This is a genomic window from Pantoea ananatis LMG 2665 (assembly GCF_000710035.2).
Lineage (GTDB): Bacteria > Pseudomonadota > Gammaproteobacteria > Enterobacterales > Enterobacteriaceae > Pantoea > Pantoea ananatis.
The window spans coordinates 1,180,777-1,193,241 of the sequence record NZ_JMJJ01000005.1 but is presented as its reverse complement, the minus strand read 5'-3'; the positions used below and the strand labels follow the sequence as shown (position 1 = coordinate 1,193,241).

Here is a 12,465-nt window from a genome sequence, read left to right as displayed (position 1 = left end):
CATTGTTTACCGGATAAAGAATCTGCGGAAACGAAAGATTTTGCGGCGTGACAGGGCGCAGCGCGAAGGCATCAGCGGGAGCATACTGAAGTATGTGACCGGTGTGGCTGAGCGATGGCAACGCGGTCACGATGTAAAAGATTCGTTTCGGCACAAAGAATTTGCCTGGCGGCTGTAGCGCGGTGGTCCCACCTGACCCCATGCCGAACTCAGAAGTGAAACGCCGTAGCGCCGATGGTAGTGTGGGGTCTCCCCATGCGAGAGTAGGGAACTGCCAGGCATCAAATTGAAGGACCTGCACGTAATCTCGGGCAGTTCACTACTCAGTAGAGTAGGACAAAAGCGAACGCTTTTGAACGCTGCGAAGCAGCGGCCCGAAGGGTGAATCACAGCGTGATTCATAAACTGCCAGGCATCAAACAAGTAAAAAAGCCCTGAACTTTCGTTCAGGGCTTTTTTACGTGCGTAACCGGTGAAAAGCGGGTCGTCAGGCCGGCTGTCCTGCACGGCCGGGACCGCGCGAGCGCCTTCCGCGTCATTAAAACCGCCGGATCGGGATAAAATGGCGCGTGAGAAAGCCGAATGGCATGCCGCGCCCGGCGTCATATACCTGCACCCCCTGCCAAAAGACGACGAACCGCCTGATCATCGTGATACAACAAACGCCATCGCTACAAAAGCCGCGAGTACCTGACCGCAATCCACCGCATTCCTTCTCTGTTTGAGATCCAGCACAATGCAATAGCTGTTTTTTTAACCGACATCATTAATCAGGCAACAAGGAATTTACCGACTACCCAGCTATGAAGGGTAGAACGAGTGAAAAGCAACTTTGCATTGCATCCTGCAAAATCGCGACACCGTTAAACCGGTAGCGGATGCGTTTTCTTTACTTCTCTGAGTGAAATCGAAGAATTAATACTCAGTATCCCCGGTAATTTACGCAGTTCCTTTTCGATAAAAAGACTGTAATGGTCTAAGTCGCGCGCCACGACCTGTAAAAGGAAATCAGCTTCACCGGTAATGTTGTGGCAGGAAAGCACATAGGGATTGGCATTAATCCTGTCTTCAAAATCCCGCGTTGCCGCTTCACTGTGCTGGCTACAGACCAGACGGACAAATGCCATCACGCCAAAGCCCACTTTTCTGCGGTTAACCACCGCCTGATAACCCTCAATAAACGCCTCATCCTCAAGCCGTTTCAGACGTCGCCATGCAGAAGCCGGGCTAACATCCAAATCCTGTGAAAGTTTAAGACTCGATACCCTGCCGTCCTGCTGCAGATAACGCAGCAGCACCAGATCTTTCTTATCAAGAAGACTCACTGAAATATCCACTCAACCATTGCATGTTTGATGAAGGATAATTTCATAAATAATTATCCGCCTGCAACAGATGAAAAGTAATTTCCGAATCGAAAGGTATAATTTTATGAACGCCTACGATGAGGGTTTACTGATGAAAGCAGTGATATACGAGTCATTTCTGTCGCCGCCGATGCTGCAAACGGTCCCGGACCCTACTCCCGATCCGCATGGCGTGGTGATTCGGGTCAAAGCCACCGGTGTTTGCCGAAGTGACTGGCACGGCTGGGTCGGGCACGATCCCGATATTCCTCTGCCTCATGTGCCGGGACACGAATTCGCAGGCACAATTGAAGCCGTTGGCAACGCGGTGACTAAATGGCGGCCGGGCGATAATGTCACGGTACCTTTTGTATCGGGGTGCGGCTTTTGTCACGAATGTCATACCGGTAATCAGCAGGTCTGTGACCATCAGTTCCAGCCTGGCTTCACGCACTGGGGATCGTTCGCCGAATACGTAGCGATACAGCAGGCCGACTTAAATCTTATCGCACTGCCGGACACGCTGAACTTCACTACCGCAGCCAGTCTCGGGTGCCGTTTTATTACCTCGTTCAGGGCAGTGGTCGATCAGGGAAGAACGTCGGCAGGTCAGTGGCTTGCCGTGCACGGCTGTGGCGGTGTGGGACTTTCCGCCATCATGATCGCGAATGCGCTCGGAGCAAACGTGGTGGCGGTGGATATTTCGGATGAAAAGCTGCAGCTGGCCCGTGATTTGGGTGCAGTTGCCGTAGTAAATGGCGCTCGCGTGCACAATGTGGCGGAAGCCATCAGAGAAATCACCCAAGGCGGAGCACATGTGTCACTGGATGCGCTGGGTCATACTGTGACCTGCGTGAACTCCATTCATTCCTTAAGAAAAAGAGGCAGGCACATCCAGATAGGCCTGATGGCGGGCGAACACAGTGCACCGCCCATTCCAATGGCCAGCGTTATTGCTAACGAACTGGAGATTATTGGCAGTCACGGCATGCAGGCTCATCGTTACGGCGACATGATGAACATGATTGCCACCGGTGAACTCTGTCCTGAAAAGCTCATTGGCCGCACCATCAGCCTCAAGCAATCCATAGAAGCGTTAATCAATATGGATAAGTTTGAATCACCGGGCGTCACGGTAGTCACGACGTTCTGATGCACTAAAACACCGGCCTGTCTGCACTGCTCGTACACATGTTGTAGAGAAAGGTCGGTCGTTTTTGATATCCGTAGCGGGCTGGCGCGGTGGTCTGACACTTTCAGTTGTTACAGCAAATTAACAACATAAGTCACATTTTGTCATCCAGAACCAACACCTCTTTCCGTTTTATTCCCGTCCATGCTTTACTCAACGCTTTAACGCTGCTTATCAGCATGGAGCCGAGGCATAGCATGTCAGATGTGATCAAAAATCCACAATCGCAGTTGCTCGACAGAAAAAAACGTATCTGGGCCATAGTAGGTGCATCCTCAGGTAATCTCGTCGAATGGTTCGACTTTTATGTGTACTCGTTTTTCTCACTCTACTTTGCCCATATCTTCTTTCCGCAAGGGGATACGACAACCCAGTTACTCCAGACGGCAGGCGTGTTTGCCGCAGGCTTTTTAATGAGGCCGATTGGCGGATGGTTATTTGGCTATATTGGTGACCGCCACGGGCGAAAAAAATCCATGCTGATTTCTGTCTGTATGATGTGTTTCGGATCGCTGGTCATCGCCTGTCTGCCGGGTTACAACAGCATTGGGATAGCCGCGCCAGCCCTGCTGTTACTGGCTCGTATGTTCCAGGGGCTGTCGGTGGGCGGGGAGTACGGCACAAGTGCAACCTATATGAGTGAAGTGGCCCTGGAAGGGCGCAAAGGCTTTTATGCCTCCTTTCAATACGTCACCTTAATTGGTGGGCAGTTAGCCGCTGTGCTGACGGTGGTGGTGCTGCAGTTCATCTTAACCGATCAGGAGCTACGCACATGGGGCTGGCGCATCCCGTTCTTTTTAGGCGCTGCGCTGGCCGTGGTGGCGTTATGGCTGCGCCGCTCTCTGGATGAAACGTCCGATAAACAGAGCCGTGAGCATCGGGATGCCGGTAGCGTCATTGGCCTGTTACGTAATCACACCAAACCCTTCCTGATGGTGCTGGGCTTTACGGCGGGCGGTTCGTTGAGCTTTTACACCTTTACAACCTACATGCAAAAGTATCTGGTAAATACCTCTGGTATGGATGCGAAAACCGCCAGTGCATTGATGACCGGTGTGCTCTTCGTCTATATGCTGCTGCAGCCCGTTATTGGCGGTTTGTCGGATAAAATAGGCCGACGCACGTCCATGATGATTTTCGGTGCCGGTGCAGCAATCTGTACCGTACCCATCCTTACCCTGCTGCAAAACGTACAGAGTCCGGGCATGGCATTTGTTCTGATTATGCTGGCACTGCTTATTACCAGCTTTTACACCTCGATCAGTGGGATTCTGAAAGCTGAGATGTTTCCGCCGCAGGTGCGAGCCTTGGGCGTCGGGCTGTCTTATGCGGTGGCGAATGCGATCTTCGGTGGGTCTGCAGAGTACGTGGCGTTACTGATGAAGCACAAAGGGATGGAGACCACCTTCTTCTGGTACGTGTCTGCGATGGGCGCGCTGGCGTTTCTGGTTTCGCTGCTGCTCCACCGGCATGGGAAAGGAATTAAGCTGTAGCAGAGGAAAGGAGTGCCGCAGGCAGGCTGCGGCATTCTGAGGGTTTACAGTATGCGGCTGATGAGGCGGTCAATACGAATACGGCGTAGACGGCGAATCAGCTTACGCACTTTCGCCGGGTAGTCAGCGATGCTCTCCAGCTCGCGAAAGTGTCCAACGACCGTGGTATGTTGACGGATCAGCATCAGCTCATGCTGTCGCTGATCGGCCAACTGCTGATGCGGGTCGTGGATCAGTACCGCATTCTCGAGATCCAGCCGCCAGGCGCGGGGATTAAGATTGTTGCCTGTAATGAGCTGCCACTCATCGTCAACCCACATTCCTTTCAGGTGATAGCTGTTTTCACCGTCTTTCCATAAACGTACGGTCAGCTGCCCGTTGCTAACGTAGTACTGCAGCCGGCTTAAAAAGCGACGCAGGTTAATTTCGTAGAGGTAGGGCAGTGCACCGATGATCTTAAATGGCTGATCGGGTGCGATATAGAAGTCATTCGCTGTTTTATCACCCACGATGATCTCAACGTCACGACCCTGACGTAGCAGGCCAATGATATTGCGCACCAGCAGCGCAGGCAGGTTGAAATAGGGCGTGCAGATGGTGAGCTTCTTTTCAGCGCAGGGCATCAAATGGAAAATGGTCTTGTTCAGCAGGCTACGCTTGCCCAGGCCGACCAGTGGCGTCACGGTGAGTTCATCGTTGCCGGCGTTGCCTTCAAACTGATAGTTGAACCCGCGCAGGTCCTGACGAAACTGACGCGTTTCATTTTTAATTTCCGGACTGGAAGGACGCTCAGCATAGTCCAGGCGATTGACTGCCTCGGCGTCTTTTAAATGCTTGTTGATCCATTCGAACATGGTGTCGGCCAGCGCGGGATTACGAATGAGCTGGTAGCGATCGTAGCGATATTTATCGTGCTGATGCAGGTAAACGTCATTCAGGCTGGCCCCGCTGTAGAGCAGCGTATCATCAATGATGAAGCCTTTCAGATGCAGTACTCCGAGTGCCTCGCGAGTATTAACCGGAATGCCGTAGACAGGAATGACGTGGTCGGGATGCTGTTGGGCCATCTCACAATACCAGTCGGCATTGGTCACGCCTCGTGCAGCACCAATACGGCCACGTTGGGCACGGTGCCAGTCGACTAAAATACTGATGTCGAGCTGTGGGCGAGCGAGTTTCGCAGCATACAGTGCATTCATGACGGCGCGGCCCGCATCGTCATTTTCCAGATAGAGTGCGACGATACAAATGCGCGATTGCGCTGACGCAATCTTTTCCAAAAGCGTCTCACGAAATTCGGCGGGCGAATAAAGCGTCGACACATCCGCAACAGATTGTGACAGTTTAGGCAGCTGTGCGAGGTGTTGTTGGTGTTTATTGCGTTTAAATTTAGACAACATCACAGTGCACTTCTTCTCGGTTCATTGTATGGCCTTTTGCCACCAAATCAGGGTCATAACGCTAAATAATAACATCAACCACGACGAACTGGGCGATTTTTACTTTTCTCTACACGGCAAACTGACATTATCCTGTAACAAAAGCTTAAGACTGACGATGCCATCGTCCATTTGGACATCCACGTCAAAGTTGAGTTTTTTCGCCAGCGTCACCATGCCGCGGTTGCCGGGCATGGTAATGCCGTTCAGTTGTTGCAGGCCATGCGCGCGGGTGTAACGGATCATTTTTTCCAGTAAACGTCTTCCCATCCCCAGCCCTTTAAGATCGGAGCGCACCAGTACCGAAAACTCGGCATCAACGTTGTCGGCATCCGAAATCGCGCGGGTCACACCGATGATTTCCGGCTGCCCCTGATGCTGCCGAACGGCGACAATCGCCATCTCCCGGTCGTAGTCAATCTGCGTCATATTGGCCAAATCGTCATGGGTGAATTCATTAATTTCGCTAAAGTAGCGGTAGTAGAGATCTTCTTTCGTCACCTGGCTGATAAAGTCACGCAGCAGCGGTTCATCTTCCGGCAGGATAGGGCGGAATAAGCAGTGCTGACCGTCCTTCAACTCGACCTGTTCTTCCAGGTGCTGAGGATAGGGTCGGATGGCCAGACGCGTTTCGTTATCACCGTCAAAAGGCGCAAGCGTCAGCGTAACGTCCAGTAAGGTGAAATCGCTACCTGCCGCCAGCAGCGGATGAATATCCAGCCGTTGTATTTCCGGGCAATCTACCACCAGGTTAGAGACCTGAACCAGCAGTTGGCTCAGGCCAGCTACATCAAGCGGAATCAAGGCACTTCGGCTGCGGACCTTGCCGCTTTTTATTGCCTGGATCACCAGATAGCGCGCCAGGGTCATATTCAGCGGCGGCAAAGCAACCGCCGCCTGTTTCTCTGCCTGCCACTCTACGCCGCCTTCACCCAGCATGATGATGGGGCCAAACAGCGCATCCTGCTCCACCACAATCCGCAGCTCCTGGGCACCAGCCCGGTTCGCCATGCTCTGCACCACCAGTCCTTCAATACGCGCGTGCGGCAGCGTCTGCCTGACCCGGTCAATAATCGCGTCCGCCGCGCGTTTAACTTCGGCGGCGTTACGCAGGTAGAGCATGACGCCCTGCACTTCGGACTTATGCGCCACATCGGGCGAACGGAGCTTCAGCGCGACCGGATAGCCGGTTTGTTCAGCAATCGTGACGGCGTCCTCACTGTCTTTTGCTATCCAGGTGGGTAACGTCGCGAGGCCGTAAGCTTTAAGAACGGGCTGCACTTCGTGCGTATCCAGCGACAGGATGCCCTTATCCAGCGCCTGAGACAGCAACTGGTGGGCCTGAGCGCTGTCCTGGGTCAGGTTTACTGGCAGGGCGGGGGTTTCCCGCAACAATTTCTGGTTACGCCGGTATTCAACCTGATGCATAAAGGCGGTGACGGTGCCCTCCGGCGTTCGCCAGGTGGGAATGCCGGCCTGAGTAAAAGCACGGCGCGCCGCCTGAGAGGAGAATTCGCCGCACCAGTTGGTCAACAGCGTGAGCTGTTTTCCGCGTGGATGCTGATGAATAAGCTGAATGATTTTCTCTGCGGTTTCGGTCGCCGGGGCAACAGCGCTGGGGGCATGAATAATCATCAGGGCATCTAAATCATGGCTGTCGAGCAGGACGGCCAGGCAGGCCAGATAGCGTTCCGGCGTTGCATCGTCCTTTAAATCGACCGGATTGCCGTGCCCGACGCCCTCCGGCAGAACGGCACTAAGCTGCTCTATCGTTTGCTCGCCCAGCGTGGCGAGCTTACCGTTGCGGGCATAGAGTTCATCTAACGCCAGCGCGGCGGGAGCCACGCCATTGCTGATAATCATCAGCCGGTGCCCGCGTGGTGGACGCATATGGCTCAGGGACTCAACTGCGGTGAACAGCTCGTGCGTATCCTGCACCCGTAACAAGCCTGCACGCTGGATCGCCGCATCCCAGGCGGCATCGAGACCGCTGTGCGTACCAAGCAGCGCCTGTGCCTGGCGACTGCGGCCGCTTTTGATAATCAAAATAGGTTTGTTACGGGATGCGCTACGGGAGGCCGAGACAAACCGGCGGGCATCGCTAAGGTGTTCAAGATAAAGCAGAATCGCGCTGGTTTTGCCGTCACGGGCCAGAAAATCCAGCAGATCGTCCACGTCGGTATCCAGGCTGTCGCCTAAGGCGATAAACCATGAAAACCCCAGGTTACGTTGCTGCGCCCAGTCAAGAATGGTGTTGGAGACGGCTGATGACTGCGATATGAACGCAATACGGCCTTTGGCGATGGGAACAGGAGAAAAGCTGGCGTTAAGCCCCTGCCACGGGGCCAGCAATCCCAGACTGTTTGGGCCTAACAATCGGATCTGCCAGCGGCTGGCGCAGGCTTTTAACTCGGCGAGCTGACTGGCGGGGGCGGAGAGGATGATGCAGGCTTTACAGCCTTTCTCGCCAAGCTGTTGTAACAGCGTCAGATTTCTTTTGTGATGGGTACAGATCACCGCCAGGTCGGGGGCGAAGGGCAAACTGTGAATATCAGGCCAGGCCAGCACGCCGCTAACGGCTTTATATTTTGGCGTCACCGGCAACACCGGGCCGCTAAAGCCGCCCGCCAGCAGATTACGCATCATAAAATAGCCTGCCCGTCCCGGCTTGACCGAGGCGCCGATTACCGCAATTGATTTTGGTCTTAACAGCGCTTCCAGTCCACGTTGACTCATCACCTTCTCCATTCGTCGGCATTTAGGGGAGTGTAAACGCTTTTGGGCTTTTTTACCGTCGGGCAGATCCCAGCCTGAATAATGACAATCGGCCTGCCAGGGCGAGTGTTACTTCTCCTGGCCGGGATGATGCGGCTTACCGGCAAGATAGGCCTGACGGAACTGCTCAAAGTGCAGGGTTAATGCCTCGCCAGCCTCACGGTCGCCGGCCTGGTGCAGCAGCGCCGCGGCAATCTCTGCGGTGCAATGCTGACCTTCGCCATGCGCTTCGCGCAGCCTGTAGCGGGACGGTGCCGTGACATTAAGCGAGATCACCGGAAAGCGATCAAGCCAGGGGCTTTTACGAAACATCTTGCGGGCTTCATTCCAGGTACCATCCAGCATGATAAACAGCGGCGGTTTACCTGACAGCGGCGGCGAATGCACAATCTTGCGACCTTCATCGGCGTAAGATGCAGGGAAAACCACCAGGGGCTGATAAGCCTCACTGGCCACGGCCTGCAGCAGTAAAGGATCGGGCTCGGTGCGTGACCAGCCAAAGGCCTGGGTAGCTGGCAAGACGTCGGCGATCAACCGGCCCGTATTACTTGGCTTCATCGGTTCGGTATCAAACATCACCAGACAAAAGCGACTGCGGGCAGACTGCACACGAATGCTGGCGCACAGACAGTGTTTTTCCGGCAACAGACATCCCTGGCAACGAAGCACACGGTTCCCACGCGCCAGAAAGGGACGTGTGGCGCGGGCCAGACGTTGGGCACGTAAACGCAAAACGGCATTTTCAGACATGATTATTCAGGACAGGAAAAAGCGTAGTGTAATCGAAGCGTCGGACAAAGGGAAAAGGCCAGCACGGGCTGGCCTTTTGCGCTTACAGGGATTCGTCGAGCCACTCGTTGAAGGGCGCTTTCGGCATGGCACCGTTTAGCATGTCCACCATCTCACCTTTCTTAAAGACCATAATAGTAGGAATGCTGCGAATGCGGAAGCGACTGCTCAGCGCCGGTTCGGCCTCCGTATTCACTTTAATGAAGCGCACCTTGCCGCTGCGCTCCTGTGCGACGTCTTTAAACACCGGGGCAAAATTAACGCAGGGGCCGCACCATGGCGCCCAAAAGTCCACCACGACCGGCAGATCGTCCTGCAGATAGCTGTCCAGCGTGGCGGCGGTGGCGTTGATGACCTCGCCAGAGAACAGGCTTTCGCCGCAACGACCACATTTGGCACCATCGGCAAGCCGTTCTTCGGGAACGCGATTGGTTGCCTGACAAGACGTGCATACCGTATTCATATAAACCTCTGATAATGAACTAGAGCACTTTGCTCAATATTGTCCATTATGAAAGGGTGGTAAGATCGTCTCAATGTGGATTGCTCTATAGGTACAATAGTTGATAGCTAAGCGCAGTCACATCAGGTAATCTTCGCGCTCTCAATGCAGGAGGAAGAAATGAACGACGAATTTAAAGGCAAAAGTGGTAAGGTCAAAGTCATGTATGTGCGTGGCGAAGATGAGCAAAGCGCGCGCGCGCCGAATCCTCGTACAGGCAAAGGTGGCCGTCCTGCTGCTCGCCGTGAAGACAATCGTCGTTCATCCGGCCCGCGCACTGAGCGTAGTGAAGAAGGCGGTCGCGGTACAGGCCGTCGCAGCGATAGCGTGCCACGCCGCAGTGACAGCGCACCGCGCCGCAACGATCGCGGCAGCGACAATCGTGATGCTTACGGTAGCAGTGATTCCCCATGGCGTACCGTCTCCCGCGCGCCGGTCGTGGAAGACAACAAACCGGAAAACCCAGGGATCAGCGGTAAAGGCGTGGTTGACGTTGAGCAGATTCGTCGCCAGCGTCTGGAAGAAACCCGCGTTTACGGTGAAAACGCCTGTCAGGCGCTGTTCCAGAGCCGTCCTGAATGCATCGTTCGCGCCTGGTTTGTGCAAAGCGTGACGCCACGTTTCCGCGATGCGCTGCGCTGGCTGGCGGCTAACCGCAAAGCCTACCACGTGGTCGATGACGCAGAGATCACCAAAGCTTCCGGTACTGAACACCACGGCGGCGTCTGCTTCCTGATCAAGAAACGCATGGGCATGGACGTAGCAGAATGGCTTAACAAGGCCGAAAGCAAAGACTGTGTACTGGCGCTTGAAGATGTCAGCAATCCCCATAACCTTGGCGCGATCATGCGCAGCTGCGCGCACTTTGGTGTGAAAGGTCTGCTGGTTAACGATGCCTCGCTGCTGGAATCCGGTGCAGCGGTTCGCACGGCGGAAGGCGGCGCTGAACACGTTCAGGCTATCAGCGGCGCAACCTTTAATGAAGGCCTCGAAGCCTTCCGCAAAGCGGGTTACACCATCGTGACGACCTCGAGCCATCAGGGCACATCCCTGTCTGACGCGGTGCTACCGGCCAAAATGGTACTGGTGCTGGGTCAGGAGCGTGAAGGCTTGTCTGACAGCACGTTCCAGCAGGGCGATATGAGCGTGTCGATTGGCGGCACCGGCAACGTGGAAAGTCTGAACGTCTCCGTCGCTACCGGCGTTCTGCTGGCCGAATGGTGGCGTCAGAACGCCTGATGTTAGCTGATGTATGGTGCCGTGAAACGTGCCATACAGGTTCAGTGTTCCCGGCGGGGCGTGAAAGATACTCCGCCAGCCCGTTACCCCGCCTTACCATCCCCGGAGTCGGACGTAGCCTGATCAACATGTTCGTCCATCTCATCAAGCGCCCGTTGATTATCCAGCCCCCATTGATACAGCTGCTCTACCGGTTCCGCGAAGGTCTGGCCCAGCGCCGTTAACGCATAGTCGACTTTGGGTGGGATCACGTCGTAAACATGGCGGGTGATCAATCCGCGCTGCTCCAGCTCCTTCAGCGTCTGAAACAACATCTTTTTTGATATCCCCTGCAAACTTCGCTGCAACTCGCCCGTGCGTGCGCGGCCTCCCGGCCAGTGATACAGCGCATGCAGCACCATCGGATTCCACTTGGCAGAAAAAAGATCCATGAGTCGGCGCGGCGGTGAATCCACATAAAAAACCAGTTTACCCTCTACCCAGGCAGGCATCGTCTTCTCCCTCCTTTATGGTCACCAAATGGTAACTACTATCAATAATGGCACTATTTAAGTAGAGTTTGCCGCCCTCCGTTATCAAAAGCCAGTCACTATGAGAGGCACCATGAAAATTAATGCACTGATCGCGCACGATGCGACCCAGCCCCTTACCGCCGGCCAGATCGCGCTGCGTCCGCTTCAACCGCAGGATGTCCGGATAGAAATCCTTTACTGTGGCGTTTGCCACTCAGATTTGCATATGGCACGCAACGAATGGGCGGTAAGCCATTATCCCCTGGTGCCAGGACACGAAATCGTTGGACGGGTGAGCGAAACCGGTAGCGCTGCCACCCGATTTACGCCGGGTGATATTGTTGGCGTGGGCGTGATGGTTGATTCCTGCCGCACCTGTCATTTCTGTCAGCAGCAGGAAGAACAATATTGTGAAGCCGGTTTCACTGCGACCTATAACGGTACGGATAAATACACCGGTGAATCTACCCGAGGCGGCTATGCTGAGCACGTGGTGGTCGATCAGGACTTCGTGGTTTCGGTGCCACAGCACCTGCCGTTGGCCGGTGTTGCGCCGTTGCTGTGCGCGGGCGTCACTGTCTGGTCACCGCTGCGCCATTTTAACGTGAAAACGGGCGATAAGGTTGGCGTGATTGGCCTGGGTGGGTTAGGCCACATGGCGGTGAAGCTGGCGAGTGCGCTGGGAGCTGAGGTGACGCTTTTCACCACGTCGGCTGACAAAGCCGCGGATGCCCGCCGTCTCGGTGCCCGTCATGTGGTGGTATCACGCGATGCTCAGGCTATGCAGGCCAGCCAGAACGCGCTGGATCTTATCGTTGACTGCGTGGCGGCCCCGCACGATCTTGACCCTTATCTGGCGACGCTCAAAACCAATGGCCGCCTGGTGCTGGTGGGCATTCCCGACAGTCCGCACGCTTCACCGAACGTGACGCCAATGGTGTTCCGTCGTTTAAGCATCAGCGGCTCGTCCATCGGCAGCATTAAAGAAACCCAGGAGATGCTGGATTTCTGCGGCGACAACAACATCACCGCAGACATTGAGATGATTCGTGGAGAGCAGGTCGAAGAAGCCTTTACGCGAATGCTAAAAGGTGACGTGAAATACCGGTTCGTGATGGATATGAAAGCGACGCGCTGGGCGTAAAAACGGGTTCTGGCGGGCGTGACTTCCACGCCAG

At 54.8% G+C, this 12,465-nt stretch carries 10 protein-coding genes and 1 rRNA gene; 5 read left to right on the top strand and 6 right to left on the bottom strand.

What is annotated here, in order from left to right:
• Nucleotides 1-164 precede the first annotated feature (164 nt).
• A 5S ribosomal RNA gene (gene rrf, locus EL29_RS13480) occupies nucleotides 165-280 on the top strand.
• 583 nt (nucleotides 281-863) lie between these two features.
• On the opposite strand, the gene EL29_RS13475 is transcribed toward rrf, so the two are convergent.
• Nucleotides 864-1,325, bottom strand: coding sequence for an Lrp/AsnC family transcriptional regulator (locus EL29_RS13475; protein ID WP_235193320.1), 462 nt, complete (start codon nucleotides 1,323-1,325; stop codon nucleotides 864-866).
• 106 nt (nucleotides 1,326-1,431) lie between these two features.
• Here EL29_RS13475 and EL29_RS13470 point away from each other — a divergent pair, with 106 nt between their 5' ends.
• Both EL29_RS13470 and EL29_RS13465 read left to right on the top strand, forming a co-directional pair.
• Nucleotides 1,432-2,499 (top strand): zinc-dependent alcohol dehydrogenase family protein, encoded by a 1,068-nt coding sequence (locus EL29_RS13470; RefSeq protein WP_200870532.1) that lies wholly within the window; start codon nucleotides 1,432-1,434, stop codon nucleotides 2,497-2,499.
• A gap of 236 nt (nucleotides 2,500-2,735) precedes the next feature.
• Complete coding sequence (locus EL29_RS13465) at nucleotides 2,736-4,031, top strand: MFS family transporter (RefSeq protein WP_015699646.1); 1,296 nt, start codon at nucleotides 2,736-2,738, stop codon at nucleotides 4,029-4,031.
• Between the two features lie 44 nt (nucleotides 4,032-4,075).
• Here EL29_RS13465 and pssA read toward each other — a convergent pair whose 3' ends face one another.
• The 4 genes from pssA to trxC all read right to left on the bottom strand — a co-directional run bounded on the left by pssA (nucleotide 4,076) and on the right by trxC (nucleotide 9,497).
• Nucleotides 4,076-5,431, bottom strand: a complete 1,356-nt coding sequence (pssA, locus tag EL29_RS13460; protein WP_028715561.1) for a CDP-diacylglycerol--serine O-phosphatidyltransferase — start codon at nucleotides 5,429-5,431, stop codon at nucleotides 4,076-4,078.
• A 99-nt stretch (nucleotides 5,432-5,530) separates the two neighbouring features.
• Nucleotides 5,531-8,206, bottom strand: a complete 2,676-nt coding sequence (locus EL29_RS13455; RefSeq protein WP_028715560.1) for a bifunctional acetate--CoA ligase family protein/GNAT family N-acetyltransferase — start codon at nucleotides 8,204-8,206, stop codon at nucleotides 5,531-5,533.
• A 108-nt stretch (nucleotides 8,207-8,314) separates the two neighbouring features.
• The gene (locus tag EL29_RS13450; protein WP_028715559.1) at nucleotides 8,315-8,995 is read right to left on the bottom strand and encodes a tRNA-uridine aminocarboxypropyltransferase; all 681 of its coding nucleotides are present in this window, start codon (nucleotides 8,993-8,995) and stop codon (nucleotides 8,315-8,317) included.
• 82 nt (nucleotides 8,996-9,077) lie between these two features.
• Complete coding sequence (trxC, locus tag EL29_RS13445) at nucleotides 9,078-9,497, bottom strand: thioredoxin TrxC (RefSeq protein WP_013026875.1); 420 nt, start codon at nucleotides 9,495-9,497, stop codon at nucleotides 9,078-9,080.
• Between the two features lie 159 nt (nucleotides 9,498-9,656).
• Here trxC and EL29_RS13440 point away from each other — a divergent pair, with 159 nt between their 5' ends.
• Nucleotides 9,657-10,775, top strand: a complete 1,119-nt coding sequence (locus EL29_RS13440) for a tRNA/rRNA methyltransferase (protein ID WP_014605191.1) — start codon at nucleotides 9,657-9,659, stop codon at nucleotides 10,773-10,775.
• An 83-nt stretch (nucleotides 10,776-10,858) separates the two neighbouring features.
• Here the strand turns inward: EL29_RS13440 and EL29_RS13435 are convergent, their stop codons facing one another.
• Nucleotides 10,859-11,266 carry a winged helix-turn-helix transcriptional regulator gene (locus EL29_RS13435; RefSeq protein WP_014605192.1) on the bottom strand — a complete coding sequence of 136 codons (408 nt, stop codon included), beginning with the start codon at nucleotides 11,264-11,266 and terminating at the stop codon, nucleotides 10,859-10,861.
• A 112-nt stretch (nucleotides 11,267-11,378) separates the two neighbouring features.
• Between EL29_RS13435 and EL29_RS13430 the strand changes: the two genes are divergently transcribed.
• Nucleotides 11,379-12,431 (top strand): NAD(P)-dependent alcohol dehydrogenase, encoded by a 1,053-nt coding sequence (locus tag EL29_RS13430; protein WP_015699651.1) that lies wholly within the window; start codon nucleotides 11,379-11,381, stop codon nucleotides 12,429-12,431.
• Nucleotides 12,432-12,465: the final 34 nt, after the last annotated feature.

Bases quoted from the DNA above. Each gene is read 5' to 3' on its own strand.
- EL29_RS13470 (WP_200870532.1), top strand. From the start codon at position 1,432: ATGAACGCCTACGATGAGGGTTTACTGATGAAAGCAGTGATATACGAG.
- EL29_RS13465 (WP_015699646.1), top strand. From the start codon at position 2,736: ATGTCAGATGTGATCAAAAATCCACAATCGCAGTTGCTCGACAGAAAA.
- pssA (WP_028715561.1), bottom strand. From the start codon at position 5,431: ATGTTGTCTAAATTTAAACGCAATAAACACCAACAACACCTCGCACAG.
- EL29_RS13455 (WP_028715560.1), bottom strand. From the start codon at position 8,206: ATGAGTCAACGTGGACTGGAAGCGCTGTTAAGACCAAAATCAATTGCG.
- EL29_RS13450 (WP_028715559.1), bottom strand. From the start codon at position 8,995: ATGTCTGAAAATGCCGTTTTGCGTTTACGTGCCCAACGTCTGGCCCGC.
- trxC (WP_013026875.1), bottom strand. From the start codon at position 9,497: ATGAATACGGTATGCACGTCTTGTCAGGCAACCAATCGCGTTCCCGAA.
- EL29_RS13440 (WP_014605191.1), top strand. From the start codon at position 9,657: ATGAACGACGAATTTAAAGGCAAAAGTGGTAAGGTCAAAGTCATGTAT.
- EL29_RS13435 (WP_014605192.1), bottom strand. From the start codon at position 11,266: ATGCCTGCCTGGGTAGAGGGTAAACTGGTTTTTTATGTGGATTCACCG.
- EL29_RS13430 (WP_015699651.1), top strand. From the start codon at position 11,379: ATGAAAATTAATGCACTGATCGCGCACGATGCGACCCAGCCCCTTACC.